We start from the raw sequence: 26,620 nt of genomic DNA, 5'->3' as shown, positions 1-26,620 counted from the left end.
GAAGCTTCAGGCACTCACTCGGGCGCCTTTCGCCCCGCAGCGTCGGCGCGTTTAAACGCATCTCTGGCCATGAGGCGCTCCAGGTAGGCCAGCGTTTGAGGCTTAAAACGTTCATCAAGCTTCAGAGACTTACCGAAATACAGTGCGTAGCCAACGCAAATATCCGCGATGGTGAAACGTCCATCCACAAGATAGTCGTTGTTCTCCAGATGTGCATCCAGGCGTCGCAGTCTTGCGATAAACCATTTGGCGTAGTCGTCTGCTACGGGCTTTTTCTCTGGCGTGGGTTCGAGCACCGTGTATCGCAACACGATGGTCTGAGGGAACGTTAGGGTCGCGTCCGCATGATAGGTCCAGTTGAGCATGTCGCCGTAGGCAGGATGCTCTGGCGGTAATGCGAGATGTTCATTGCCGGGTCGCGTGGCCAGGTAATGAGGAATCGCACAGGATTCGGTCATTTCTACATCGCCGTCTACAAAGTAGGGAATCGTGCCCAGCGGGTTAATCTCAAGATACTCCCTCTGAAACACCCGGGGGGGGAATGGGAGCATGATCAACTCATAGTCCAGCCCCAACTCCTCAAGAGCCCACACCGCGCGCAAGGAGCGCGCGCCCTCGCAATGCCATAGCTTCATGGTCATAGTCCGTACTGCCGTGCTGCCAGATCCCGCATGATTTCTTCTGAGCCACCGCCGATCGCGTTCACGCGCACCTCCCGATAAATTCGCTCTACGCGATTACCGCGCATATACCCCGTGCCACCCAGAATCTGCATCGCCTCGCGCGCACAAAACTCGAGGGTCTCGCTGGCTTGCACCTTCAGCAAGGCAATATCACCGGGATTCGCATTGCCATTCTCGATGCTCTCGTAGCAGCTGCGTATGTACGCTTGAGTAGCGTTCAATTTTTGCTTCATCTGGGCAAACTTATGGCGTATCACCTGATGATCAGCAAGTCGCTTACCAAAGGTATTGCGCTCCCGCGCCCAGTTCGCGGCTTCCTCCAGACATACACGACCCTGAGCCTCCATAGAGCTGGCCATACCCATTCGCTCGCTGTTGAAGTTCGTCATGATTACGAGGAATCCGCGATTTTCTTCGCCAATAAGATTCTCAACGGGGACTCGGACGTTATCAAAATACAGAGTCGCGGTATCTGAGGCCCACCAGCCCTGCTTACGATCCAAAGCGGTGCGGGAGAAGCCCTCGGCATCCGTCGGGATCAGCAGCATGGAGACCCCTCCAGCTCCTTCGCCCCCGGTGCGCACTGCTGTAGAAACCCAGTTGGCTCGCATACCACCGGTGATATAGGTCTTGGAACCATTGACAATGTAGTGGTCACCATCGCGAACCGCGGTGGTTTGTAAGCGCGCTACGTCAGAGCCGCCTCCGGGCTCCGTGATACCCAGCGATATGTGTTTTTCGCCTGCAAGAACCGGTGGCGCAATCGCCTGTTTCATGGCCTCAGAGCCCCAGTTAATCACCGGCGGCAAACCAATGCCGTGCACCAGCAGGGACGCTTGCACGCCCCCTACACCAAAGCGATTCATCTCTTCACTGCAGATCCAGCTGTGCCAGGAATCGATGCCTTCTAAAGTACCACCGTAGGCTTCGGGGTATCCCAATCCCAGCAGCCCGACGGCAGCAGCCTTTGGCCAAAGATCCATGGGAATCTCCCCCGCCTCGTCCCACTCTTCAGCGAAAGGTGCGATTTCGGCGTCGATGAAACGACGCAGATGCGTTCGCCATTCTTCATGCTCAGTCCGAATATGAGGATTGGGCAGGCGAGCGCTATCAAAGTCGAGGGACATAAATCTATCCTTGGCCAGCTACGTTTATTGAGTGCCACTTAATAATACTGAGTGATGCTCAATCCAACAAGAGGAGCGCAGCTTCTAAGTCCAGGCATCCTCGACCAGGCCGCAGGCGAGGATCAAATACTGAAGGTCTCGGGAAGCACCAAAGCCAGGGCGCGCCGGTGTTGAGGGTCCTCCACAAGGGCATCAAGCTCGGCACGAGCTCGATTCACCATCTCATTGGAAATTCGATCAGGCCCCGCAAGGAGTATCTCCGCGCGGAGCAACCACTCCCTCGGAAACTCATCGAGGCACGCGAGGATTAACTGCGCCTCGGCACCATTCACAACACAGGCGGCATCTTTGCCCGGACCAAGCACTGCATAGGCCACCATCAGCTTGGCGTCCGGCTCCTCTGAGGGCGTTGTGGTCCGTGGCAAGGGCCGATACAACTGATACTGTTCCCGGTCTGCAACCCCGCCAAAAACACTGGCAATACGCCCGCCCACCGTCATGTCATAGCGTCCCCAGGCGGGTTGAAACAATACCCGCCCATCCAGCGTAGTAACCGTGCAGTCACTAAAGCTCAAAATCAGGTTGCGATGCTCCTGGCGAACAACATCCTCGAGTCGGCCACGCACAGTGATCCCCGACAAAAACTCGAGCTGCACGGGTTCTCCCACAACGATGCGATGGGCTTTTAGCTCATCTACCGTGTACTGCGATAAACAACGGCTAAAATCTTTCAAGAGTCCCACGGGCGACCCGAAACCCTCTTGGTGACTCTCAATAGAGTGTCCATAAAGCTCTTTTCCACGCCAGGCCAGCTGCGTAGGCCCGCGGGTCTGCAGATAATTCACGTTACCCACAGCATCGCAGATCATGTCCGAGAAAACGCCGCTTACCTGTACTCCCGAGTCATACTCGGCGCTGCAAACAACCCCGGCATCAATCGCCTTTTGTAAAGACTCCGCTCCTCCGCGCCGGGCGGCCATGGTGGCCGCAAACTCCTCGAGTATCTGGCTCATATGTTTACAACTACGGGTTACAAACAACTGCGGCTGGGTCGATGTGATGTCGTAGGGCGTCTCTACCGCGTTAACCGTAAGAGGGATTTTCTTTACTTGCGCATCGTCCCTGCAGCTTTGGGATTCACCGAGCGACGACAATAAGCCAGCGCCAAAGAGACGGTAATCCTCCAGCTCGCCGACCAAACCGTACTCCACCGTCCACCAGTGCAAGCGCGTCAGAAGTGCCGCTTCTGAGGGCTTTGTATCGACGTTCGCCAGTCTGCTAAGCCGCGCCTCAGCCTCGGCAACATCCTCCGCAGCGGAGCCAGGATCTTCCTTGATGATCGACAGCGCCCGGATTGCTTCATACAGCTCATGGTCATGCTGATTTGCAATCGCCTGCATACCCACTTCACCAAAACGTTGGAGAAACTCAGCGTAGTCAACATCGATAAGAAACGGAGCATGTCCCGCAGACTCGTGAAGAATGTCCGGAGCCGGGGTGTATAAGAGATGCTCGACACTGCGCATATCCAGCGCAATAACCAAAACCTTGAGCGCCTGAAACTCCATAAAAATTGCTGGGGGAATAAAGCCATCCACAACGACAGCGCGCCAACCTAACTTTGCGAGACAGGCATTCATCTCATCGATGGAAGGTATGTGATCCAGAGCAATACCGGTCCTTGCCAGACCTTCGAGATACACGGGATGCGCGGTCTCTTCGAGACCGTGAGTTAAGGCTGTCATGAGAAACCGCCACACCGCATGATCCCTGGCCGTGTACTGGTTGTCTGGGTCCTGCACAGTTACAAAGGGCCGCAGGTGTACCGGCAGACTGGCAACTATTTCTTGCTGGCTAGGCGCAGTGGAACTCACAACATGCCCTCCCCGACTTTGACTGGATGATGAGCTGTGGACATTGCATGCTGCTCGAGCTTCGACAGAATACGCGCAAGATCTCTGCGCTCACCTTTGCTGAGCACTTTGAGAAAGTCCGTCTCCCAACGAAGTGCAAGGGGCGCGATAGACTCAAAAAGCTGCTCTCCCTGTCTGGTAAGACATAGTTCATTAACCCGACCGTCCTCGGGGCTAAGGTAGCGTGCGAGAAGTCCCCGTTGCTCCAGATCCGCAACAGCCCGGGACACCATGACCTTATCGAGATTGCCCTGCTTCGCGATGTCCTTACCACTCAGATGAGGCGTTTCGTGCAATAAGGCAAGAATACGCCACTGGGGCACGCTTATGCTGAAACGACGGCGGTAGACCCCCGCAAGCGATGCACTGATGTGCTTGGCGAGGCGGTCAAATCGATAGGGCAGGAAACCCTCAAGGTTTAAAGGCTGTGTCACGTTGCTATCCATTCGCTAGATAGTTTCATATGAAACTAGTATGCTTCATTCCTGTCAAGGAAAAAGGCAAAAGATCATGAGTCGACAATGGATCCCCCACGTGATCCGCGAAGGACAGCATTCGCGGCAGGCGCATTGCGATCTCCCGGAAGGGACCTATGAGCGGGAAATGGGTCGCGAGGGCTTTTTTGGTCCGGCGAGCCACATTCACCACCGCCACCCCCCGACAGGCTGGATTGACTGGCAAGGGCCCTTGAGACCCTACGCTTTTGATCTCATGCAGCTTGAATCGCTCAGTGAATCTCCCTTTTCCCAGCAGCCATTGCTAGCTAATGGCGATGTGGCCATGCGATTTTGGCGCTGCAGCAGCGCTATGCGCCACCTGGTGCGCAACAGCGACGGCGACGACCTGTTATTTGTGCATAACGGAAGCGGATCACTCTATTGTGACTACGGACAACTGAGCTTTCGCGACGGCGATTACTTGTTAATACCCCGGGGCACCGCCTGGCGCATTGAGCCCGACGCGCCGGTGGAGTGTCTGATCATCGAAGATCGCGACGGAGCCTACCAGCTACCGGATCGAGGCATGTTGGGACCCCACGCGGTCTTTGACCCCGCGGTCCTGGATCATCCGCACATCAACGAAGACTTCATCGCACAACAGAACGAAGACCCCTGGGACGTCCACATCAAACGTCACGATGAGGTCAGCGTTGTGACGTTTCCCTTCAACCCCTTGGACGCAGTGGGTTGGCACGGCACCAACACGGTGTTGCGTCTTAACTGGCGGGATATCAGACCGGTGATGAGTCATCGATACCACCTGCCCCCTTCAGCTCACACTACCTTTATGGGTGGTGGCTTCGTTGTGTGTACGTTCTGCCCAAGACCTATTGAGACTGATCTCGGAGCATTGAAAGTTCCGTTCTATCACAACAACGATGACTACGATGAAGTGCTCTTCTACCACCGCGGCAACTTTTTTAGTCGCGACAATATCGACGCCGGAATGATCACCTATCATCCCTGTGGCTTCGCCCACGGCCCGCATCCCAAGGCGCTACAAAAATCGCAAACCGATCCGGCAAAAGAGACGGATGAAGTGGCGGTAATGATCGACACGCGCCGAGCGCTAAAGATTCAGCCCGCAGTGCAAAGCGTCGAAAACCCTGACTATGTGAACTCCTGGCGCAGCAAGGGCGCCTAAGCACAAATACCGACTACGGACGAAAGGATCACGCTGATGAAACTCGCCTCTTACAAATCCGGTCGCGACGGTCGCCTTATGATCGTGGCTAAGGATCTAAAAACCTGCTGCGATGCAACTGGCATTGCCCCGACGTTACAAGCTGCGCTGGATGACTGGAAAAACATCGCGCCTAGCTTAGAGGAGCAGTACCAACTGCTGTGCGAGGGAAGTCACAGCGATGCAGCCCCCTTTGACACCAGCCAATGCGCGGCGCCTCTTCCACGCAGCTATCACTGGGCGGACGGCAGTGCCTACGTCACGCATGTAGAGTTGGTACGCAAAGCACGCGGGGCTGAGCTCCCCGCATCGTTCTGGGAAGACCCCCTTGTATATATGGGTGCATCAGATGCATTTATCGGCCCTGAAGATCCTGTAGAAGTAGAAAGCGAAGAGTGGGGCATCGACTTCGAAGCAGAAGTTGTCGTGGTTACCGATGACGTACCTGCGGGTGTGACTCCAGCCCAGGCTGCGGGACACATCAAACTGCTAGGCCTCGTAAATGACGTATCCCTACGCAACCTGATCCCCGCAGAACTGGCAAAACAATTTGGTTTTTATCAGTCCAAGCCCTGGACCGCTTTCACGCCGGTGCTGGTCACTCCCGACGAGCTCGGTGACGCCTGGGACGGCGCGCGTTTGCATCTACCGTTACGCACTACCTACAACGGCGATCTGGTGGGCGCGCCAAATGCGGGGCAGGATATGACCTTTGATTTCCCCACACTCATCGCCCACTGCGCCAAGTCGCGCTCTCTCATGAGCGGCGCGGTGATTGGATCGGGAACAGTATCTAACGTGGGCTCAAAGGACGGATCCTGTTGCCTGGCCGAGATACGTTGCCTGGAAACTATCAAAGATGGCAAACCCAGCACACCGTTCATGAGTTTTGGGGACCGCATTCGCATTGAAATGCTCGACGCTCAGGACTCCTCCATATTCGGTGCGATTGATCAGATCATCGTGCGCTACGAGCCCAGCGCGGTATAGCGCATGGAACTCTTCAGCTACTTTCGATCGACGGCGGCTTATCGAGTAAGAATCGCACTGGGTCTGAAAGATCTCGAGCATGACATCGTGCCCGTAAATCTTGTCAGCGGGGAGCAGCGCTCGGAGGATTACCTGAGCCGCAATCCTCAGGGTCTGGTGCCAGCACTTGCTCTGGATAGTGGAGAAACTCTTGGGCAATCGACCGCTATTCTGGAGTGGCTTGAAGAGGCTCATCCCTATCCATCACTTTATCCTCAGGAACTTCTCGAGAAGGCGAAGCATCGAGCCCTTTGCCAGCACATTGCCTGCGATATACATCCACTGAACAACCTGCGCGTGCTGCGATATCTCGGTGACACACTGAAGCTTGAGAAAACGCAGGTAGACGCCTGGTACGCGCATTGGATTCAACGCGGATTCACCGCCATAGAAAAAACGATCGGAGGCTTTGACGACGCATACTCTCTTGGACAAAACCCGGGGATGATCGAGGCGTTCCTAATTCCCCAGGTGTTCAACGCCTATCGTTTCAACGTCGACCTATCACTCTTTCCCAACATCGTGGCGATGGATAAGCGTTGCCAAACACTGCCCGCTTTTGCAAAAGCACATCCATCGAGACAATCAGATACGCCTCAGGAAGAACGCTCCTGAATCATCCGCCGAACACGATCTAAATCAGCGGGAGTGTCAACATCTAACAACACACCAGGATCTTTTACCGGTACGGATATGCAATTCTGGGCGTACTCCCTAAGCAGCTGGTTAGCCCCCCTGTCTCCGGACAGCAATTTCAACAAAGGGAGGTATCGCTTACCAAATACAACGGGATGCCCCCGCTGACCATCAAAAACCGGACAGACAATATGCTCACTGTCAGCATGGGTCAGGAGCAAAGAAACTGTTTGCGAACGCAATCCCGGCATATCTGCGAGTGCAACGACAACCCCTGCAACATCGCCTACAGCATTCACACTCTCGGCTAGCGTGCTGCCCATCCCCTCTTTTGCGCGCGCACAGCGCACACACTCGATGGCATTCCCGTGCAGCATTGCCTCGAGGGAATCGTCTTTATCGTCCGCAGATAAGCAAACTACCAACTTTAGCCCCAAGGGCTGAAATTGCGAAATAGTCTTCTCTAGCAGTGTTTTTCGTGACTCAAAGAGCGCCCGCCGTTTATCACCACCGAAACGACTCGCCTTACCTGCCGCTAAAATGAGAACCGTAAAATTCTGCTCCACCGTGGTAGCCAAGTCCTTATTCATAAGAGAATTCGCAATTTTTTACCCTCAAAAGCCCGGAATCACCGCAGATTTTAGTGTCTGTAAATGAGGATTTAGCCCTTGCGATAGCTTGTGAAAGCCTTATGCTGTCAAAGGCGGGGCTAGTATTTCGCGCATACATAACGTGACTGGGCATAGGGATCATTACAAGGGGTGTGATCATGGCAGGAAAGTTTGAACTTAAGAAAGGAAAAACTGGAAAGTTTTCCTTCAATCTTAAATCAGGAAACGGACAAGTCGTATTTACCAGCCAGACTTACGACAACAAGCGATCAGCGACTGCGGGCATTTCATCCGTTAAGAAAAATGCGGACAAAGATGCACCCTACGAGCGTAAAATGTCGACCAAGAAACAGCCTTACTTTGTAATGAAGGCGACCAACGGTCAGGTGATTGGCAAGAGCCAGATGTATTCCAATGCTGTAAGCATGGAAAAAGGCATCAAGGCCGTGGGCGCGAATGCCCCCAGCGCGGATACAGTTGACCTGACTGTAGAGGCTCCCAAGGCTAAAGCAGCGCCTAAGAAGAAGGCCGCTGCGAAGAAAGCCAAAGCCGCGCCAAAGAAAAAGGCCCCCGCTAAGAAAGCGAAGGCCGCACCTAAGAAAGCTGCAGCGAAGAAAAAGGCTCCAGCTAAGAAAGCCAAAGCGGCACCTAAGAAGAAGGCGCCTGCGAAGAAGGCCAAAGCGGCACCTAAGAAGAAGGCGCCTGCGAAGAAGGCCAAAGCGGCACCTAAAAAGAAGGCGCCTGCTAAGAAGGCCAAAGCGGCACCTAAAAAGAAGGCGCCTGCTAAGAAGGCCAAAGCTAAAGCCAAAAAGAAGTAAGTCTCTGGCGGTAGCCGCTCAGCGGCTATCGCCTTTACTCCAGCTCTAGTTAATTCTCCAGCTAGTCTTCAAGCTAGCGCCGCAGTTACTTCTGCACTTCTGTACTTCTGAATTTTCACTTCGCTATCGTATTCGCATCGCTAGCGCGGCGAGGAGTCTCTCAGGCTCGCTCACCATCGTTTCAATCACCAACGACTATTTGTGACTCAGCTTCGCGCCGGTAACCATTGGCCGGCAGTATGCGGCGATCATCCAGGCATCTCTGCGGCGAAACTACTACTCGACTCTAAACGTCTTAGTCAGCGTCAAGGCAGCTTTTAAAGAAGTCATAAAATTCCGGAAAGCCGCGGGGAGCGACTCTCCGGGAGTTCCGCCAGGGGTAGCGGGAACGCGGTTGGTTAGTTTGTTGAAGCGACCGCCGAGGCCGTCACTTTCGACAGCGCGCGAGACAACGATTGCTCGTAGCACTCAGCATTACGTGCTGCCTGGGCAACACTACCTGCTCTTCGTAGATCGCTGTGACCACAAACCTGCTCAGCGGCGTTAGCCAGGCGGTAATGCAGTGCTTGCTGGCCTGTAGCGGAGCTCATGTCCAGATCGGACACATCAACGGCTACCTGACTAGGACTTGCCACCGAGTCAGCGACGACTTCAGTTGTGCTATCGGCATTAGCCTGGAGTGCAAAGACTGCCAGAACGCCCGACATTGCTGTTGCGATTGTTAGGTTTCGAGTTGCTTTCATGCTCATTCTCCGTGTAGTTCAAAAGTGGCCGAAGGCCGGATTCGTTTGCGGTCTGTGCCCTTGATCACCACCCCACGCCTTCAAGTTAGGGGAACTCACAAGGACTCGATACAGTGATTCGTTAAAGTGTGGCGAAGCATCGATAAGCCGATGGAATCCAGCGGCCAAACGTCTGCGTATGTTTCGAGAGAGATAGATCACTCGTGAAAGCAGTAAGATGCGCAGTGCATTAGCGGTACAATATCGGTTGTACAAACACCGCTAAAAGCTCTGACAGCCATTGGTGGCACAGATAGGCTGACGAGTATGCCAATTAACAAGGAATACGAGTAACACAATGAAGTATCGAGGCAGTCCAGACTTTGATCACGCCCAGCAGGGGCGTATTGGTGTGCTCGTCACCAATCTGGGCACACCCGAAGCAGCGGATAAGCGCGCACTGCGCCCCTACCTAAAGCAGTTTCTGTCGGACCCCCGTGTTGTCGAGGTCCCAAGGCTACTTTGGTGGTTCATTCTCAACGGTATCATTTTGAATGTGCGGCCAGCCAAGTCGGCAGATGCTTACCGCACGGTGTGGACCGACGAGGGTTCCCCTCTGTTGATCCACACCCGAAATCAGGCAGCTGAGATTCAGGACCGCCTTAACGCTCAACATGAGGGTGAAGTGATCGTCGACTTTGCTATGCGTTATGGTCAGCCGTCTGTGAGTCAGGCTCTTCAGTCCCTGATCGACCGCGGTGCCCGACAATTACTCGTGCTGCCGCTCTACCCGCAATACAGTGGGCCCACCGGCGGCTCTACCTTTGATGCCATCGCGGAAGATTTTAAAAAGCGACGCTGGATACCAGACTTCCAGTTTGTAGCCAGCTATCACGATCAGCCCGGCTACATCAGTGCTGTCGCTGAGAGCATCAAAGAACATTGGGCTACGCATGGCCGTGCTGATAAATTGCTCTTCTCCTACCATGGTGAACCCCGCAGCTATCTTGACGAAGGGGATCCCTACCACTGCCAGTGTCACAAGACCACGCGACTGATTGCCGAGGAACTGGGCATCTCGGAGGACGAATACCTCTGCGCTTTTCAGTCACGCTTTGGTCGCGACGAATGGCTCAAGCCCTATACAGACCACACGCTCAAGGAGATGGCCGGCAGCGGGGTGCGATCTGTGCAAGTGATCTGCCCCGGTTTCTCTGCGGACTGTCTGGAAACCATTGAGGAAATCGGCGAAGAAAATCGCGAATACTTCATGGAGGCCGGAGGTGAGCGCTACGAGTACATACCCTGCTTGAACTCAAGCGAGGGACACATCGATTTCCTGACAAGCTTGATTAACGAAAGACTAAGCCCCTGGCTCAAGTCCTCATCCAATCACTCTGAAGCTACGGCCAGCATGGCCGAAGCACTCAAGACCCGCTCAGCCGCCTGAAACAACCGCTGCGACCGCCACGGCATGGCTGTGGCCTACGTCCGAATGCGCCATGAGATAAGCAGTCGCAATACCCAAGAGAAACACTGCGGTGAGTTTGACGCGATCGTGGCTGTGAAACTGAACTTCAGGAAGTAGATCGCTTAACGCAATACACACAAAAGCCCCGGCAGAGAACGCCAAGGCCGCCGCAACAAATACCTCCGCGTTAATTCCCAGCTGAGTCGCGTAGAAGTAGAAAACCACAGCCCCCAGCGGACAGACCAGCGCAAAGACCAGATTGGCCCACATCTGCGCCCCTGAGGTAGTCCCCGAGGCTTTCATCAAGGCGGTGATGGACATAGCGTCCAGAGGTTTGTGCAACAGAATCGCCAGAAACACGCCGAAACCGAGAAGCTGCTGCTGATGACCATGGGCCGCAGACAGCAGTGCCGCACCCAGAGCCACGCCATCGATGAAAGTATGAAATGTCAGGCCCATCAAAACGCCCTTCCAGCTGACACCGGGCAAAACTAAGGGCGTCACCTTCTGGTGGCTATGTTGCGTGACCGCCGCGCCCTGATCATGGTCATGGTCACAGGCCCCTACCCCCTCGGCAGGAAAGTCCGGCTGATGAAAGTGCAGCGTGCGTAACAGAAGCAACATGACTATGAGCCCCAGCATCAGCCAGGACATTACCGTGCTGAGGCCATGCTCCACTCCCAAGGTCAGAACGGCATGGGGCAGCAAATGAAAAAATGCAATGCCGAGCATCAGACCTGACACCAAACTCATCGCGAGCTGAGTCCGGGTATGGGTCATGGCCACGCGCTGCGTCAAAGCACCACCGGCAATCGAGGACAGGATCAAGGCCGCGCTATAGCCTACGAGTAATAGCATGGGCGACATCAGAGCAGCACCAGATTGTCGCGATGAATCAGCTCGGGCTCACCACCATAACCAAGAATTTCAGCGATGCTACGAGAGCTCAAGCCCATGATTTGAGCGACTTCACACGCATTGTAATTACTCAGTCCGCGGGCCACTTCTCGACCTTGTGCATCACGACAAAGCAGTACATCGCCGCGTGCAAAGTCACCGCTCACAGATTTAACACCGACTGGAAGCAGGCTGCGCCCGGACCCCTTAAGTACTTCGACAGCACCGTCATCAATCTCCACTACTCCACGAAAAGTCACCAGACTCGCCAGCCATTGCCTGCGGGCATTCTCGGGAGCACTGCCACTTTCGAGCCAGCTGCCCAGCCCTTCGCCCTTGGCAATACGTGTGAGGACCTGAGGCTCTCGCCCCGCGACTATCACCGTCTCGGTACCTGAGCGCGCGGCAAGGCGAGCTGCACGGAGTTTTGTGACCATACCCCCACGACCTAAAACACCGCCGGCGCCGGCAACGGCATCCAGTGATTCGTCTTGCGCCTGAGCGTGCTCGATCAATTTAGCGTCGGCATTAGTTCGAGGATCTGCATCGAAGAGACCCGCCTGATCCGTCAGCAAAACCAATACATCAGCATCGACGAGGTTCGCCACCAGCGCAGCGAGAGTGTCATTGTCACCAAAGCGAATCTCATCCGTCACCACGGTGTCGTTTTCATTGATCACGGGCACTACGCCGTGAGACAGCAGCGTCTTGAGCGCTGCCCGGGCATTGAGATAACGATCTCTGGCTAGGACATCATCATGTCCCAGGAGAACCTGCGCGACCATCAGTCCATTTGCCGCAAAAGCCTCCTCATAGCGACGAAGGAGTGCTGACTGTCCGACTGCGGCTGCAGCCTGCAACTCGTGAAGTTCGCTGGGCCGCTCCGTTGCCCCCAGGCGCAACAGCCCCGCTGCCACGGCACCACTACTCACCAGCAGAACCTCACAGCCGGTCTCACGCAGCAAAGTCAGCTCTGAAACCAGGGCACCAATGACACTTTCATCAATACTGCGGCCATCATCGGTGATAAGCGCGCTGCCTACTTTAACCACCCAGCGCTTCGCAGACTTTGTCCAGTCTCGGGATGCAGGGCTCACGGCGCGTACTCAATCTCCACGTCATGGTCATCGTCATCGTCGTCTTCATCGACATCGGATTCTGCTTCGCTGCGACGACGGGCTCGCAGCAACTCAACCCGCTCTCGGGCCTCTTCCTGCATAGCCTGCTGTGCATGTCGCTCCGCAATAACAAGGTCTGGATCCGCGGCTTCGTTCTCAGCGCAACGCTCAAGATAATCCATCATGTCCTGACAAAGGCGATCGGTTCCGTAGTGGGCTAGTGCGGAGATGGTATAGATCGGCGCCGACCAATCCAGCTCCTCAAGCACACGGGAGCGAATCTCAGAGAGGGACTGCTCATCAATAAGGTCTGTCTTGTTAAGTACCAGCCAACGCTCTCGAGCCGCCAATGTGGGACTGAATCGCTCAAGCTCTCGCACTATAGCCGCCGCGCTCTCGGCAGGATCGGTCCCATCCATAGGCGCCACATCTACCAGATGGAGCAATATTCGATTGCGCGTTAGATGTTTAAGAAAGCGGATCCCTAATCCCGCGCCGTCTGAAGCACCCTCTATAAGCCCAGGGATATCTGCGACAACAAAGCTGCGTAATGCATCGACCTTTACGACGCCAAGCTGTGGCACAAGCGTAGTGAAGGGATAGTCAGCAACTCTCGGGCGAGCCGCGGATACGGAGCGAATGAACGTTGATTTACCGGCATTAGGCAAGCCCAACAAGCCCACATCAGCGAGCACATTGAGCTCAAGCTTCAGGGCCCGCTGCTCCCCTTCGCTGCCGGGACTGGTCTGCTGTGGCGCCCGGTTAACTGAAGACTTAAAGCGTGTGTTCCCCAAACCGTGGAACCCGCCCTGGGCAACCAGCAAACGGTCACCCGCTGCCACCAGATCCCCCAAAGTTTCGCCGCTATCTTCGTCAAGGACGGTGGTGCCTACAGGTACAGGCAGTTCCAGATCATCGCCACCCGCGCCGGTGCAGTTTCGACTGCGACCCTTTTGACCATTTTCAGCGCGGTAGACCCGCTGAAACCGGTAGTCAACCATGGTGTTGAGGGCCTGATCAGCGACCAGAAACACACTGCCACCGTCTCCACCATCTCCGCCATCGGGACCGCCACGCTCGACATACTTTTCGCGCCTGAAACTCAGGCAGCCGTTACCGCCGTTACCGGCGAAGACGCGAATACTGGCTTCATCTACGAATTTCATGACTACATTCTATCTTGCGTTAGGCTGCAGGGTCGGCAGCAACAAAAAATATCTAAAACACCCTATTCAAGCAAAAACGGCAGGCTTGGATACCAATGTTTAAAAACTAATGACCGATAAAACAACGGGCAAAAAAAAGCCCCGGTTGAAACCAGGGCTTCTCACTACGCTATCGGTGTCGCCTTAGGCGCCAACGATACGTACAAACTTACGGTTTTTGTTGCCGCGAGTAATAAACTCTACCTTGCCTTCGATCGTCGCAAACAAAGTGTGATCCTTACCCAAACGCACATTCTCTCCGGCGTGGAAACGTGTTCCGCGCTGACGAACGATGATGTTGCCGGCTTTGACCTGCTCACCGCCAAAACGCTTTACGCCCAGCCGCTTGGCGTTTGAATCGCGACCGTTCCGAGTACTACCGCCTGCTTTCTTGTGTGCCATTTGTCAGTCTCCTTACGCGCTAATGCCGGTGATACGTACTTCAGTGAACCACTGACGATGTCCGGTTTCTCTGCGATAGTGCTTACGTCGGTTAAATTTGACGATCTTGACCTTCGCGTGACGGCCTTGAGTAATAACCTCGGCTGTAACCTTGGCGCCGTCGACGAGCGGTGTTCCCACCTGCATGTTATCGCCACCCACCATCAGTACACGGTCGAACTCAATGGTGTCGCCGGTTGCCGCTTCGATCTTCTCAAGCTTGAGGGATTCGCCCTCTGTCACACGGTGCTGCTTACCACCGCTCTCTATAACTGCGTACATCTTTCTTCTCCATTGTTCGCCCTCCCGCAAATCTATAAGAAGCCGTCGTCATTTACATCGCTAGCACTTCCAGCGACAAGGACAATCGGCTGCACTGCTCTCACAGTGGGCAGGGACGGGCACAAGTATCTGTATTTAAAAGGGTTTCCAATCGCCTAAGCGCAAAAACCCTGTCCCAACCGAGTGGTCAACCACGAGCGAAAATCGGTAACCGGGTGGCGGGCGCGCGATTGTACTGAAAAGCACCGCCAAGCTCAAGGAAGATATACCCCGAAAACCGGCGGCTTGTGCGGTTTTGACCAGCCCAGATGAAGCCGAATCCTTGACACTCCCGCAGGGTACACCTAGCATCCGCGACCTATTCTATGGGACAAGGTCTCACCTAGCATGCAACAAGTCCGCGCCGTTGTCAGCGCAGAGCTGGACGCGGTCAATGCAGTCATTATCGAACAGCTGCGCTCCGACGTAGATATGGTCGAAAATGTTGGTCAGTACATTGTTGACGCCGGCGGCAAACGTCTGCGGCCAGTATTGGTCCTTTTGTCCTCAGCTGCTCTGGGCGTCATCACTGATGAGCAAATCCGCTTCGCAGCGGTGGTAGAGTTTATCCATACCGCAACGCTGCTCCATGATGATGTCGTAGATGTGTCGGAATTACGTCGTGGTCGGCCCACCGCCAACAGTGCTTTTGGCAACGCGCCCAGTGTGCTGGTGGGAGACTTTCTCTACACCCGCGCCTTTCAGCTCATGGTCGCTCTGGGTAATCACGACGTCCTCAAAATGATGGCGGATACCACGAACACCATCGCCGCTGGAGAGGTGTTGCAGCTGATCCGGGCCGGCGATGCCGCCACCAGCGAAGCCCAGTATTACGACGTTATTGATCGCAAAACAGCAGCCTTATTTGCTGCAGGATGTGAGGGAGCCGCCCTCCTTGCAGGTGCCGACGCATCCCGCGTAGAACAGCTGCGTATTTGCGGTCGCAATATCGGTATCGCCTTTCAATTAATCGATGATCTCCTGGATTACGAGGGAGACCCGGAAGTAACCGGCAAGAATGTCGGTGACGACCTCGCCGAAGGCAAACCGACCCTCCCCCTGATCCACGTTATGCGCGAAGGCAGCGATGTTCAGGCGAAATTGGTGCGAGATGCCATCAGCGCAAAGGATCGCGAGAAGTTGCCGGCAATCATTCAAGCCGTCCGCGATTGCGGAAGCCTGGAGTACACCCGACAGGCGGCACTGGACTGCAGAGACAAAGCACTCTCGGCCTTGGACGGTTTACCAGACTCGCCGGCGAAAGCTGCCCTGGCACGGCTCGCTAAGCTATCAATAGAGCGCTCGCACTAGTAGCAGCCGCGGCGATTCCAACGCTAGCTAAGCGTCGATAAGTGCAAGCAACTCAGTAGTCTTTGACTGCATGAGTTCGAAATCACCGCGTGACTCGACATTCAGTCGCACAAGCGGCTCGGTGTTTGAGCGCCTGAGATTAAAGCGCCAGTCCTCGAAAGCAAAGCTCAGTCCGTCGACAGTCTCGAAGGACAGAGCAGACGACCCATACTTAGCTTCTACGCGAGACAGCACCTCGGCCGCATCCTCGATGGAGCGATTAATTTCACCGCTACAAGGAAATGCCGCCATGCGCTCTTCGACCATATCCGCCAGCGATTGATTGCGGGCGCAGATGAGATCAGCAACAAGCAGCCAGGGAATCATCCCACTGTCACAGTAAGCGAAATCACGGAAATAGTGATGGGCGCTCATCTCGCCACCATAGATCGCGTTTTCGAGTCGCATTCGCTCCTTGATGAACGCGTGCCCGGTCTTGCTTTGAATCGCCTTACCGCCAAACTCCTCTACCACGGCCTCGGTGTTCCAGGTCAGTCGGGGGTCATGTACCACAGGCTCGCCAGGATTACGCTTGAGGAACGCCTCCGCGAGGAGACCCACCAAATAGTAGCCCTCGACAAAGCGACCACTGGCATCAAAAAAGAAGCAACGATCAAAGTCACCATCCCAGGCGATACCCAGGTCCGCGCCATGCTCACGCACAGCCGCAATGACTGGCTCACGATTCTCTTCGAGCATGGGATTCGGCACGCCGTTAGGAAAATTACCGTCCGGAGCGTGGTGCAGCTTAATGAACTCAAAAGGCAGATGGGGCTCGAGGAGATCTACTACCTTACCTGCTCCGCCGTTACCCGCTTCCACGACAATTTTTAAGGGCTTCAAGTTTTGCAGGTCCACGTAGCTCAAAAGATGAGCTACATAGGCTTCCTCGGTATTCAGGGGCCTGAGCTCTCCCCGAACATCAGCGGGCTGGAACTGGTTCTGTTCGGCCAGTGCTTTGATATCAAACAGCCCCGTGTCTCCCGAAATAGGTTTTGACCCCTCTCGGACAAACTTCATGCCGTTGTAGTCTTTGGGATTGTGGCTCGCGGTCACAGCAATGCCACCGTCCATATCCGCGTGATGCGTGGCGAAGTAAATTTCTTCGGTGCCACAAAGACCAATGTCGTAAACATCCACACCCTGGGACAGAAGGCCTTCGGTGAGTGCCGCCTTGATAGCCGGGCTACTGAGACGAATGTCGTGGCCCACAACAACTTTTTTAGGCTTGATGACTTCTGCGTAGGCACGGCCAATGCGCAGCGCTATGTCTTCATTAAGCTGGTTCGGGACCTGACCACGAACGTCATAGGCCTTAAAACAGGTAATTTCGTCCATAACGCTACTCAGCTCTCTTTGAGGTAATGGTTTTCATACATGTGATTGGTGGCCTCAACAAAACCGGGAACGCTACCGCAATCAAAACGTCTTCCCTGAAACTTATAAGCCATGACACAACCTCGGTCCGCCTGAATCTGCAAGGCGTCCGTGATCTGCACCTCACCGTTAGCGCCGGGAGGCGTCTCACGGATAATGTCGAAAATGTCCGGGGTCAAAATGTAACGACCAATAATCGCGAGATTGGAGGGAGCATCTTCGGCACTGGGCTTTTCGACCATTTTATCAACGCGATAAATCCCATCCTTGAGGGACTCTCCAGCAATCACCCCGTACTTGTGCACTTCTTCAGTCGGCACTTCCATAATCGCCACAATAGAGCAGCGAAACTGATTGTAGAGCTCGGCCATCTGCGCGAGCACTCCAGGCCCGTCGTTGATACACAGGTCATCGGACAGCACGACACCAAAGGGCTCACTGCCAATGAGCGTCTCTCCGGTGAGAATGGCATGTCCCAGGCCCTTCATTTCCCGCTGGCGCACCATGGTAAAGATGCCCTGATCCAGAACATTCCGAATGCTATCCAGATACATCTCTTTAGAGGTTCCACTGATCTGATGCTCGAGCTCATAGCTGATATCAAAGTGATCTGTGATCGCACGTTTTCCACGGCCGGTTACCATCGCGCAGGTAGTCATGCCCGCTTCGATAGCCTCCTCAACGCCGTATTGCACGAGCGGCTTGTTGACGATGGGAAGCATTTCCTTGGGCATACTTTTAGTGGCCGGCAGAAAACGTGTGCCGTATCCCGCAACGGGGAACATGCATTTTTTGATCACGAGAAACTCCTAGAGCAATTCATCATTTACTTGTGTTAACTATCAAGACAGCGGACGACAGGGATTTACTTCAGTTCCAGACTAGGAACTACGTCCATACACATCCTCGAAACGCACAATATCGTCTTCACCCAAATAACTACCCGACTGAACCTCTATGAGCTCTACGGGAATCTTTCCCGGATTGGCAAGACGATGCTTATGGCCCAAGGGGATATAAGTCGACTGGTCTTCAACCAGCGTAAAGACCTTGTCTTCGCAAGTCACCTCGGCTGTGCCGTGAACCACGATCCAGTGCTCGGCGCGGTGGTGATGCATTTGCAGGGACAATGTTTGACCCGGATTTACGACAATACGCTTCACTTGAAATCTATCGCCCTCTATCAGGGACTCATAGCTACCCCAGGGACGATAGACCCGCTGGTGCAACGATGCCTCGGTGCGTCCTTCTGCTTTCAGACGATTAACAATCTGCTTAACATTTTGGACCTCATCCCGATCAGCGACCAGAATCGCGTCGGGGGTTTCCACAACAATCAGGTTTTTGATACCCGTGGCAGCGATCAGGCGTGACTCGCTGCGCAGGTAGCTGTCTGAGCAGCCTTCGATCATCACGTCGCCAAGCAGGACGTTGCCATCGTTATCGCGTTCTGAGACCTGCCATAAAGTTGACCAGGCACCCACATCACTCCAGCCACAGTCCAGCGGTATGACGCCACCGCGCTGGGTATGCTCCATAACCGCGTAATCGATACTATCCGATGGGCAAGCGAGGAAAGCCTCTTTGCCCGGACGCAGAAAATCCAGATCAGCGCTGGCAGTCTCCATAGCTCGCTCGCAAGCCTCATAAATCTCCGCTGCATGCGCTTTCAGCTCTTCGAGGTAGGCTGCAGCAGACAACAGAAACATACCGCTGTTCCAGTGATACTGACCACTCTCAAAATATTCTTTAGCAGTTTCGGCATCCGGCTTTTCAACGAAACTATCTAAAGCATAAAGCCCGTCGCCCTGCTCTGCACCGAGGCGCAAATATCCGTAGCCTGTCTCCGCGGCATCCGGAACCACACCGAAGGTCATGAGCGCACCATCTTGCGCTTTGGCAAGACCTAGCTTTACGGCCTCTGTGAAGGCATCAGGGTTTCGTATCACGTGGTCCGCAGGAAGCACCAACAGCAGTGCATCGGGAGATGTCGCTATCGCCTGAAAAGCGGCCAGGGCCACAGCGGGTGCAGTATTACGACCCTCGGGTTCAAGAATAATCGCCGCCGGGTCGACAGAGAGTTGACGAAGCTGCTCAGCAACCATAAACCGATGCTCGTCATTACAGATGACCAGCGGAGCCGCGCTCTGTAGGTCTGAAGTGCGGGCCATAGTGTCCTGGAGCATGGACAACTCGCTGGCCAACGCCAAAAACTGCTTTGGGTACGCTTCCCGGGAAACGGGCCACAAGCGACTCCCCACGCCTCCGGATAACAAAACCGGTATCAACATCGATCAAAATTCCCTGCGTTTTGGTGTATGTAGCACCGTTAACTCTACGTCATAATTAACTGGAAAGCACGGCGATCTCAACGACATAACGCATTGATCCTGCATTGTTTTTGCGGCGACGGGTGCACTTGTCGGGAGCATGCATTAAACTACCGTATAGCGACTGCCAGCTAACACTGCGCAGACTATCCGAACGACACTGACAGGCAAGTGCAGAGGCCTCAAAACGCGGATTACTCTGCAATAAACGCCAACCGCATCACAACGCAGTGACTACTTTTGGCCTCAAAGTACCGTGGTTTCAGATGGCAGTTGATTCAGACGGCTTTTGTTATCAAAGTGTTATCAAAGTTTGCGCCAAGCAAGTATGTCGCTGCTGTTAAACAACATTGGAAGAGCTCGGTACCAACGACACATTTTATTCCGCACCAGCGCGGATGTTTACTCAACCCAGTCAATCAATCCGGACAAAACAAACGACCATGAATCCTCAATCGAGCTACGCGAAAGACGAACTGATTGCCTGCGGTATGGGAGAGATGTTTGGCCCCGGGAATGCCCAGCTGCCGGTTGCCAATATGTTGATGCTAGACCGAATCACGCATATCAGCTCTGAAGGTGGCGCAAACGATAAGGGGCAAATCGTCGCCGAATTGGACATCCACCCTGAGCTCTGGTTTTTTGATTGTCACTTCCCTGGTGATCCGGTGATGCCCGGTTGTCTGGGATTGGATGCTATGTGGCAGCTTGTCGGATTCTTTTTGGGTTGGCGCGGTAATCCCGGCCGTGGACGGGCGCTCGGTTGTGGAGAAGTGAAGTTCACCGGACAGATCCTGCCCTCGGCATCAAGGGTCAGCTACACCATTGATATCAAACGTGTCATAGAGCGTAAGCTGGTCATGGGTATTGCAGACGGTACGGTCAGTGTTGATGGCAGAGAGATCTACCACGCTTCAGATTTGCGCGTCGGTCTTTTTCAATCCACCGAGAGTTTTTAAATCATGCAGCGACGAGTAGTAGTAACGGGCTTGGGTATCGTGTCCTGCCTCGGCAACGACGCCGATACCGTGACCCAGGCACTTCGCGATGGACGATCGGGCATCAGCGTGAGCCAGTCACAAATAGACGCTGGCATGCGCTCCCACGTATCGGGGTCACCCGAGATTGACTTTAAAGAGCTTATCGACCGAAAGCAGCTGCGCTTTATGGGCGACGCAGCGGCCTATGCCTACATTGCTATGCAACGCTGCATCGCCGACGCAGGGCTGAATGAGACAGAAGTATCCAACGATCGTACGGGCATTATCGCAGGCTCCGGCGGTGCATCCTCTGCGAGCCAAACCGAGGCAGCCGATATTCTCCGCGAGCGCGGCTTGCGCAGAGTCGGCCCCTATCGCGTTACCCAAACCATGGGCAGTACTGTCTCCGCCTGCCTCGCCACGCCATTTCGTATCCGCGGTGTGAACTACTCTATTTCTTCTGCCTGCTCCACCAGCGCACACTGTATTGGCAACGCTATGGAGCAAATTCAACTGGGCAAGCAGGATCGCGTGTTTGCCGGCGGTGGAGAAGAGCTTCACTGGACCATGAGTAGCCTCTTCGACGCCATGGGCGCGTTGTCCACCAAGTACAACGACACACCAGAGCGTGCGTCCCGCGCCTATGATGCTGACCGAGACGGATTCGTGATTGCCGGTGGTGGCGGCATGGTCGTGCTGGAGGCCCTGGAGGTGGCGCAGGCACGGGGAGCGAAAATCTACGCTGAACTCGTGGGCTATGGTGCGACCTCGGACGGTTACGACATGGTCGCGCCGTCTGGTGAGGGCGCCGTCCGTTGCATGCATCAGGCACTGTCCACGGTCGAGGGCCCCATCGACTACATTAACGCCCACGGGACAAGCACGCCCGCTGGCGATATTCAGGAGCTCAAGGCGGTCAAGGAAGCCTTTGCAGAAAGAGGCAGCATGCCAATCGTGGGTTCGACAAAGTCGCTTTCAGGCCACTCTTTGGGCGCGGCGGGAGTGCAGGAAGCCATTTACAGTCTTCTTATGCAGCAGGAGAGCTTCATCGCCGCTTCCGCCAACATCGAGACTCTGGACCCCGAAGCTGAAGGAATGCCCATCGCATTGGAACGCCACAACGGCGTCGACCTTCAGCGAGTCATGTCGAACAGCTTCGGCTTTGGCGGCACCAATGCGTCTTTGGTGTTTCAGAAGTTTAACGACTGAACGATATACGAAGCGACTAATGCTCGCTCTCAAACTGGGAACGTCTAAGCACCCAGAGTTTCAGTAAAGAGAATCAGTAGCGCGACGCGGTACCGCAATTCTGTGGAGCAATCTAGTAGAGAAGGTCGTCCAGCCGCAGCACTTGTATGCTTTGCCCGCGCTCGATCAATTCATCGATAGGAACAATAGCCAGAGCATCGCTGGCAGATACTGAGCTCAGCACACCGGAACTTTGGTTCGCATAAGGACTCGCCCAAATTTCACCGTCCTTTTGACTCGTGGTAACGCGGAGAAACTCCTGCCGACTACCTGGACGGGAGACCGAAAAATCGGCGCGTGCAGTGAGCGCTGCCGGCAGAACATGGTCTCGACCCTGCAGCGAATAGATATAGGGTCTGGCGAGCAACAAAAAAGTGACGAATGCTGAGGAGGGGTTTCCCGGCACACCCAGAAAAGGCGTGGAGGCAACCCGGCCAAAAGCGAAGGGCTTACCTGGCTTGATCGCGATACGCCATAAGGCAATCTCACCCAGCGCGCTCACCGCGTCTCTTACATGGTCAGCCTCGCCCACGGACACCCCGCCGCTGCTGAGAATGAGATCCGCATTCTGTGAAGCCTGATGGAGCGCCTCACGAGTTGCGTCCGGCGTATCTCGCACGATCCCCAGATCCAAAACATCACAACCCAGGGCAGTGAGCAGACCCAACAACATAGGTCGATTGCTGTTGTAAATAGCACCGGGGGACAGAGGCCCCGATCCCGGTTCTCGCAATTCGTTCCCGGTTGAAAGAAGGGCGACTTTGAGCCTGTTAAATACGGGAACTTGCGCAATCCCCTGTGAGGCGAGTAAGCCCATATCCTGGGGCCTGATGCGCCTCCCCCGATGCAGAAGCAAGTCACCGGCACGTGTGTCCTGGCCTTTGCCGCGGATATGCTGGCCTGCGCTAACGCTCTCTGGCAGTTCCACGTTGTCGCCAGTTAGGTGTACATCCTCCTGCATCACTACTGCATCAGCACCTTGGGGGATTTCAGCGCCGGTGAAAATTCTGGCCACGCTATCGAGAGCCAATTCATGAACGACATCACCTGCGGCTATGCGCGCGCTCACGGGGAGCTGACGTCCCTGGTCACTGGATCGCAGGGCATAACCATCCATGGCGCTGTTATCGGCCGGAGGAACATCAACCACTGCGTGTTGATCGCTGGCTAACACTCTCCCCAGTGCACCCCCTAGGGGCACATGTTCAACATCAAGACAGGGCGCAGCACCCGAAAGCAATTGTTGCAGGGCATCTTTTAAGGGTAGCAGCGGCCTCAACGGGATCGCTCACTTGCTCGTTAGCACGGCAACGAAGTTGCAGGGCCGATGACGACTATTCAACTGATCCTTGAGGATGCCGTTCCAGGCGGTACGGCAGGCGCCCGTTGAGCCGGGCATGCAAAATATCGCGGTACGATTTGCCAAGCCTCCAATCGCTCGAGACTGCACCGTCGAAGAACCGATTTCTGCAAGAGACAGCGCTCGAAACACTTCGCCAAAACCCTCGATCGTCTTGTCGAAAAGAGGCAGTACCGCCTCCGGGGTTGAGTCTCTGCCGGAAAAGCCCGTACCACCGGTGACCAGTATCGCGTGCACACCAGAATCAGCTATCCATTGAGAGAGCACTGCACGAATCTGATAGATGTCATCGGGCACCAATGCCCGGTGCGCGATCTCATGCCCCTCATCTCTTGCAGCCTCAGCAAGAAAATCTCCTGAGGTGTCGTTCTCGGGTCCGCGAGTATCAGACACGGTGAGGACCGCAATTCCGAGACCCACAAATTCGCTCTCTGAGGACATGATTATTCGTTTTGCTCCTGCGTCGCGAGACTCTCAAAATACTGTTTAACCATGGGATTCATAAACCCCCGCCAAGGGACCTGCTTGATCGCGAAACTATCGCGCAAGCGGCTGCAATCAAAAACGCGGGTCTCGGTGCTTTCGTCGGAGTTGTCTTGCCGGGGACTGATCACAATGTCTCCGGAGTCGCGATACTGACTCATCGCCGCCAGTGCCGCCTCGGCAAAACCGTATTCCGTGGTGCGGTCGCCCGAACTGTAGTGAAGAAAACCACTTGCCTGTGCACCCACACTCAACTGATCAAGCATGGCGGCCAACACTCGCGCGACATCCACACAGGCCACAGGGCAGAACACGTCTCGATCATCAAAGCTGGCATGACGTTCGGTGGTCATCCTGGCCAGCATTCTGGTTAGAAAATTATTACCGGAGCTATCAAACAAGGGCCCGGTGCGGAGCACCATAGCCGAGGGCGCGGCCTGCGCCACACGGCTCTCGATCTCCATAATCTGGAAGCCTGGCTCATTGAAAGCATCGGGCGCATCAAACTCACGCAAACTGCGCGCTCCCTGGCCAGCAAAAACCAGGTCGCTGGAAAGAAGAAGATACGGTATTGCACTGTGCTCGCAGGCTTTAGCGAGCCAGTGTGCGCGCTCGATGTCCAGAGCTTGGGGGACTTCCCCCATGGCCACCAGCCATGCAAGCCGCAGATCCACCACAGCCTGGGGCTTATCTTTTCGCGCTGCCTTCTTTGCCTGACGCTCGCTGCGCCACCGGGCGGCGGCGGTGTTCAGGGTCAGCGAGTGGTGGCGACCCCATTGCGCAAAAATGGCTTGAAGTGCCATGCCCAAGGGGTTGTCCGAACCAATAATAAGAACATCCACAGGCTAGTGCAGTGCCTGGCGGTGAATGCACAGATGCATGGAATTGCACACTCGCTGTCTAGAACGGTATATCGTCGTCGATATCGCCCATCGCCGCAGGCTGCGATGCCGGCGCGGAACCACCTTGGGGAGAGGGACTAAAACTTTGTCCACCCGCGGACCCGCCACCAGCTTCGGGATAACTCTGATCATATCCCCCGTCGCCGCTACCGCCCGCTCCACCCCCGGCGCCTCGGCTGTCGAGCATCTGCATTTCGCTGCCCACGATCTCTGTGGTGTAGCGATCCTGGCCAGACTGGTCTTGCCACTTGCGGGTTCGGATAGCGCCTTCGACATACAGCTTGGAACCCTTGCGAAGATATTCAGCGGCAACCTCGGCCAGTCGATTGAAAAACACCACCCGGTGCCATTCGGTACGCTCTTGGGGCTGTCCTGTTTGCTTGTCTTTCCAGGTCTCGGAAGTAGCCAGTCGAACATTTGTTACTGAGCCGCCGGAAGGCATGAAGCGCGTTTCTGGATCAGCGCCCAAATTACCTACGAGAATCACTTTGTTGACGCCGCGCGAAGCCATACTGCTATTTCCGAATCTGTAAATGAAGGCCCATCAATATAGCAATCCAACTCTCTAATTGCGACAGCATATGCGCTCAAACAGCTGGGGCAGCAGCACCCGAATCGGCATTGGGGCCCATCTGCCAGATCAACAGCAGCCATAGAGCAGCCGCGACAAAGACCAGCCATAGAAGGCCCGATAGCCCTGAAGCCCCATACACGAGCCCCCCCGCGGTACCGCCCACAAAAGCTCCCAAAAACTGGCAGGTCGCGTACACACCCAAGGCTGTTCCTTTGCCATGCGCAAATACGGCTTTGCTCACCAGCGACGGTAGCGCAGCTTCGAGATAGTTGACGGCCGTAAAGAACCCGCAAAGCGCTGCATAGAGCAGTAAAACATTCTCACCCAAAAACAGCACGGCAAGTGATGCTGGCATCATCAGTACAGTGATCTTAAGCGCCAGACCCGGACGACCTCCCCGCTCCGATAGGCGCAATAGCGGATACATCCCCAGCAGCGACAGGACCAGAACCGGCAGATAAACCTCCCAGTGGGACTCCCGGGGAACGCCCATACTCCCTTCGATCACGGCCGGCACAACCAAAAACGACGCCGTGAGCATAAAGTGCAGAAGAAACACGGAGCCATTGAGACGCTGAAGTAACGGATTACTGAGTACCGGTCGGAACATATTACGATCGGCGCCGACACTCTCATGAGAGCGCGTAGCCGCAGTCGGTATGCCAAAAAGAACAATCGCCATCCCCAAGACCGCCAATCCCGCCGTCATCCAAAACACGGCCGAAAGTCCGCCCCAGGCTGCCAGTAGCGGTCCAAAGATCAATGCCAACGCAAAGGACAGGCCAATGCTGATACCAATCACCGCCATCGCCTTGGTGCGTTGCTCTTCGGAGGTGAGATCCGCAGCCAGGGCCATAACCGAACCAGAAATTGCACCCGCGCCTTGCAGCGCACGCCCCACAGCGATCAATTGCACGCTGTCTGCGAGAGCCGCAACAACACTGCCCAGAACGAACAGCCCCAAACCTCCCAAAATCACAGGTTTACGGCCGATTTTGTCCGACAGCCAACCCAGAGGTATCTGCAACAGAGCCTGGGTAGCACCGTAGGCCCCCAACGCCAATCCGATCATTAGAGGAGACGCGCCGAGCATGTCCGCCGCGTAGAGCGCCAGGAGCGGCAAGGCCATAAACAAGCCAAGCATACGAAAGCTATAAAGCAGCGCTAAGGCCGCTACGACTCTGCGCTCCAGCGCTGTCATGGGATTGGTGGTTAACAATTCAGGGGTTCCTTGCGAGAGCGCAAATGGTAACAGTTTTTGCCTTACTCTCGACCATCCATGAGGGCTCAAACGGCGTATAGTTGCACAGTTTCTCTGTTTACTTTTGTTCGCTCACAGAC

Annotated in this window: 27 protein-coding genes; 8 read left to right on the top strand and 19 right to left on the bottom strand. The window is 55.1% G+C overall.

The features are described from left to right. Positions 1 to 14 precede the first annotated feature (14 nt). The 4 genes from ACTG39_RS06280 to ACTG39_RS06265 form a co-directional block, all read right to left on the bottom strand. Complete coding sequence (locus ACTG39_RS06280) at positions 15 to 635, bottom strand: glutathione S-transferase family protein (protein WP_439106679.1); 621 nt, start codon at positions 633 to 635, stop codon at positions 15 to 17. 2 nt (positions 636 to 637) lie between these two features. Beyond that, positions 638 to 1,810: an acyl-CoA dehydrogenase family protein gene (locus ACTG39_RS06275; protein ID WP_439106678.1), complete on the bottom strand. Its 1,173-nt coding sequence runs from the start codon at positions 1,808 to 1,810 to the stop codon at positions 638 to 640. Positions 1,811 to 1,932: 122 nt separating this feature from the next. Next, positions 1,933 to 3,684 carry an aromatic amino acid hydroxylase gene (locus tag ACTG39_RS06270; protein ID WP_439106677.1) on the bottom strand — a complete coding sequence of 584 codons (1,752 nt, stop codon included), beginning with the start codon at positions 3,682 to 3,684 and terminating at the stop codon, positions 1,933 to 1,935. Continuing rightward, positions 3,681 to 4,157, bottom strand: coding sequence for a MarR family winged helix-turn-helix transcriptional regulator (locus tag ACTG39_RS06265; protein WP_439106676.1), 477 nt, complete (start codon positions 4,155 to 4,157; stop codon positions 3,681 to 3,683). The genes ACTG39_RS06270 and ACTG39_RS06265 overlap by 4 nt, the downstream gene beginning before the upstream one ends. Before the next feature lie 76 nt (positions 4,158 to 4,233). On the opposite strand from ACTG39_RS06265, the gene ACTG39_RS06260 reads away from it, so the two are divergent. The 3 genes from ACTG39_RS06260 to maiA are packed head-to-tail and all read left to right on the top strand — an operon-like array spanning position 4,234 to position 7,050. After that, positions 4,234 to 5,367, top strand: coding sequence for a homogentisate 1,2-dioxygenase (locus ACTG39_RS06260; protein WP_439106675.1), 1,134 nt, complete (start codon positions 4,234 to 4,236; stop codon positions 5,365 to 5,367). Positions 5,368 to 5,403: 36 nt separating this feature from the next. Beyond that, positions 5,404 to 6,396, top strand: coding sequence for a fumarylacetoacetate hydrolase family protein (locus tag ACTG39_RS06255; protein WP_439106674.1), 993 nt, complete (start codon positions 5,404 to 5,406; stop codon positions 6,394 to 6,396). Positions 6,397 to 6,399: 3 nt separating this feature from the next. Further along, positions 6,400 to 7,050: a maleylacetoacetate isomerase gene (maiA, locus tag ACTG39_RS06250; RefSeq protein WP_439106673.1), complete on the top strand. Its 651-nt coding sequence runs from the start codon at positions 6,400 to 6,402 to the stop codon at positions 7,048 to 7,050. Here maiA and ACTG39_RS06245 read toward each other — a convergent pair. Continuing rightward, positions 7,032 to 7,661 carry a nucleotidyltransferase family protein gene (locus tag ACTG39_RS06245; RefSeq protein ID WP_439106672.1) on the bottom strand — a complete coding sequence of 210 codons (630 nt, stop codon included), beginning with the start codon at positions 7,659 to 7,661 and terminating at the stop codon, positions 7,032 to 7,034. The genes maiA and ACTG39_RS06245 overlap by 19 nt on opposite strands. 179 nt (positions 7,662 to 7,840) lie before the next feature. On the opposite strand from ACTG39_RS06245, the gene ACTG39_RS06240 reads away from it, so the two are divergent. Beyond that, positions 7,841 to 8,500: a YegP family protein gene (locus tag ACTG39_RS06240; protein ID WP_439106671.1), complete on the top strand. Its 660-nt coding sequence runs from the start codon at positions 7,841 to 7,843 to the stop codon at positions 8,498 to 8,500. Positions 8,501 to 8,898: 398 nt separating this feature from the next. On the opposite strand, the gene ACTG39_RS06235 is transcribed toward ACTG39_RS06240, so the two are convergent. Continuing rightward, complete coding sequence (locus ACTG39_RS06235; protein ID WP_439106670.1) at positions 8,899 to 9,243, bottom strand: UrcA family protein; 345 nt, start codon at positions 9,241 to 9,243, stop codon at positions 8,899 to 8,901. A 337-nt stretch (positions 9,244 to 9,580) separates the two neighbouring features. Between ACTG39_RS06235 and hemH the strand changes: the two genes are divergently transcribed. Continuing rightward, entirely contained in the window at positions 9,581 to 10,672 is a 1,092-nt protein-coding gene (hemH, locus tag ACTG39_RS06230) for a ferrochelatase (RefSeq protein WP_439106669.1), read from the top strand. Here hemH and ACTG39_RS06225 read toward each other — a convergent pair. The 5 genes from ACTG39_RS06225 to rplU all read right to left on the bottom strand — a co-directional run bounded on the left by ACTG39_RS06225 (position 10,661) and on the right by rplU (position 14,636). After that, positions 10,661 to 11,560, bottom strand: coding sequence for a ZIP family metal transporter (locus ACTG39_RS06225; protein WP_439106668.1), 900 nt, complete (start codon positions 11,558 to 11,560; stop codon positions 10,661 to 10,663). The genes hemH and ACTG39_RS06225 overlap by 12 nt on opposite strands. Next, complete coding sequence (proB, locus tag ACTG39_RS06220; protein ID WP_439106667.1) at positions 11,560 to 12,687, bottom strand: glutamate 5-kinase; 1,128 nt, start codon at positions 12,685 to 12,687, stop codon at positions 11,560 to 11,562. Before proB ends, ACTG39_RS06225 begins: the two co-directional genes overlap by 1 nt. Further along, positions 12,684 to 13,874 (bottom strand): Obg family GTPase CgtA, encoded by a 1,191-nt coding sequence (cgtA, locus tag ACTG39_RS06215; RefSeq protein ID WP_439106666.1) that lies wholly within the window; start codon positions 13,872 to 13,874, stop codon positions 12,684 to 12,686. The genes proB and cgtA overlap by 4 nt, the downstream gene beginning before the upstream one ends. Positions 13,875 to 14,057: 183 nt before the next feature. Next, the gene (gene rpmA / locus ACTG39_RS06210; protein WP_405273229.1) at positions 14,058 to 14,315 is read right to left on the bottom strand and encodes a 50S ribosomal protein L27; all 258 of its coding nucleotides are present in this window, start codon (positions 14,313 to 14,315) and stop codon (positions 14,058 to 14,060) included. Between the two features lie 12 nt (positions 14,316 to 14,327). Further along, positions 14,328 to 14,636: a 50S ribosomal protein L21 gene (gene rplU, locus ACTG39_RS06205; RefSeq protein WP_439106665.1), complete on the bottom strand. Its 309-nt coding sequence runs from the start codon at positions 14,634 to 14,636 to the stop codon at positions 14,328 to 14,330. A gap of 387 nt (positions 14,637 to 15,023) precedes the next feature. On the opposite strand from rplU, the gene ACTG39_RS06200 reads away from it, so the two are divergent. After that, positions 15,024 to 15,986 (top strand): polyprenyl synthetase family protein, encoded by a 963-nt coding sequence (locus tag ACTG39_RS06200; RefSeq protein WP_439106664.1) that lies wholly within the window; start codon positions 15,024 to 15,026, stop codon positions 15,984 to 15,986. Between the two features lie 27 nt (positions 15,987 to 16,013). Here ACTG39_RS06200 and ACTG39_RS06195 read toward each other — a convergent pair whose 3' ends face one another. The 3 genes from ACTG39_RS06195 to ACTG39_RS06185 form a co-directional block, all read right to left on the bottom strand. Then, complete coding sequence (locus tag ACTG39_RS06195) at positions 16,014 to 17,363, bottom strand: phosphomannomutase (RefSeq protein ID WP_439106663.1); 1,350 nt, start codon at positions 17,361 to 17,363, stop codon at positions 16,014 to 16,016. A gap of 8 nt (positions 17,364 to 17,371) precedes the next feature. Then, complete coding sequence (gene galU, locus ACTG39_RS06190; protein ID WP_439106662.1) at positions 17,372 to 18,202, bottom strand: UTP--glucose-1-phosphate uridylyltransferase GalU; 831 nt, start codon at positions 18,200 to 18,202, stop codon at positions 17,372 to 17,374. Between the two features lie 81 nt (positions 18,203 to 18,283). Further along, positions 18,284 to 19,693, bottom strand: coding sequence for a mannose-1-phosphate guanylyltransferase/mannose-6-phosphate isomerase (locus ACTG39_RS06185; RefSeq protein ID WP_439106661.1), 1,410 nt, complete (start codon positions 19,691 to 19,693; stop codon positions 18,284 to 18,286). 482 nt (positions 19,694 to 20,175) lie between these two features. Between ACTG39_RS06185 and fabA the strand changes: the two genes are divergently transcribed. Together fabA and fabB are read left to right on the top strand one after the other, a co-directional pair. Continuing rightward, entirely contained in the window at positions 20,176 to 20,691 is a 516-nt protein-coding gene (gene fabA / locus ACTG39_RS06180) for a 3-hydroxyacyl-[acyl-carrier-protein] dehydratase FabA (protein WP_439106660.1), read from the top strand. Positions 20,692 to 20,694: 3 nt separating this feature from the next. Continuing rightward, complete coding sequence (fabB, locus tag ACTG39_RS06175) at positions 20,695 to 21,921, top strand: beta-ketoacyl-ACP synthase I (RefSeq protein WP_439106659.1); 1,227 nt, start codon at positions 20,695 to 20,697, stop codon at positions 21,919 to 21,921. A 112-nt stretch (positions 21,922 to 22,033) separates the two neighbouring features. On the opposite strand, the gene ACTG39_RS06170 is transcribed toward fabB, so the two are convergent. From ACTG39_RS06170 to ACTG39_RS06150, 5 genes are all read right to left on the bottom strand, one after another. Further along, positions 22,034 to 23,239, bottom strand: a complete 1,206-nt coding sequence (locus ACTG39_RS06170; RefSeq protein ID WP_439106658.1) for a molybdopterin molybdotransferase MoeA — start codon at positions 23,237 to 23,239, stop codon at positions 22,034 to 22,036. Between the two features lie 9 nt (positions 23,240 to 23,248). After that, positions 23,249 to 23,761, bottom strand: coding sequence for a molybdenum cofactor biosynthesis protein B (moaB, locus tag ACTG39_RS06165; RefSeq protein WP_439106657.1), 513 nt, complete (start codon positions 23,759 to 23,761; stop codon positions 23,249 to 23,251). A 2-nt stretch (positions 23,762 to 23,763) separates the two neighbouring features. Then, positions 23,764 to 24,645 carry a sugar nucleotide-binding protein gene (locus tag ACTG39_RS06160; protein ID WP_439106656.1) on the bottom strand — a complete coding sequence of 294 codons (882 nt, stop codon included), beginning with the start codon at positions 24,643 to 24,645 and terminating at the stop codon, positions 23,764 to 23,766. A gap of 58 nt (positions 24,646 to 24,703) precedes the next feature. Continuing rightward, a complete protein-coding gene (ssb, locus tag ACTG39_RS06155) occupies positions 24,704 to 25,216 on the bottom strand; it encodes a single-stranded DNA-binding protein (RefSeq protein WP_439106655.1) in 513 nt (170 codons plus the stop codon). Between the two features lie 76 nt (positions 25,217 to 25,292). Then, positions 25,293 to 26,498 carry an MFS transporter gene (locus tag ACTG39_RS06150; protein ID WP_439106654.1) on the bottom strand — a complete coding sequence of 402 codons (1,206 nt, stop codon included), beginning with the start codon at positions 26,496 to 26,498 and terminating at the stop codon, positions 25,293 to 25,295. Between the last annotated feature and the right edge of the window lie 122 nt (positions 26,499 to 26,620).

The sequence above is a fragment of the Congregibacter sp. genome (assembly GCF_965662665.1).
Classification (GTDB): domain Bacteria; phylum Pseudomonadota; class Gammaproteobacteria; order Pseudomonadales; family Halieaceae; genus Congregibacter.
The sequence above is the reverse complement of the archived record's forward strand: the minus strand, read 5'-3'. Positions and strand labels throughout refer to the sequence as shown.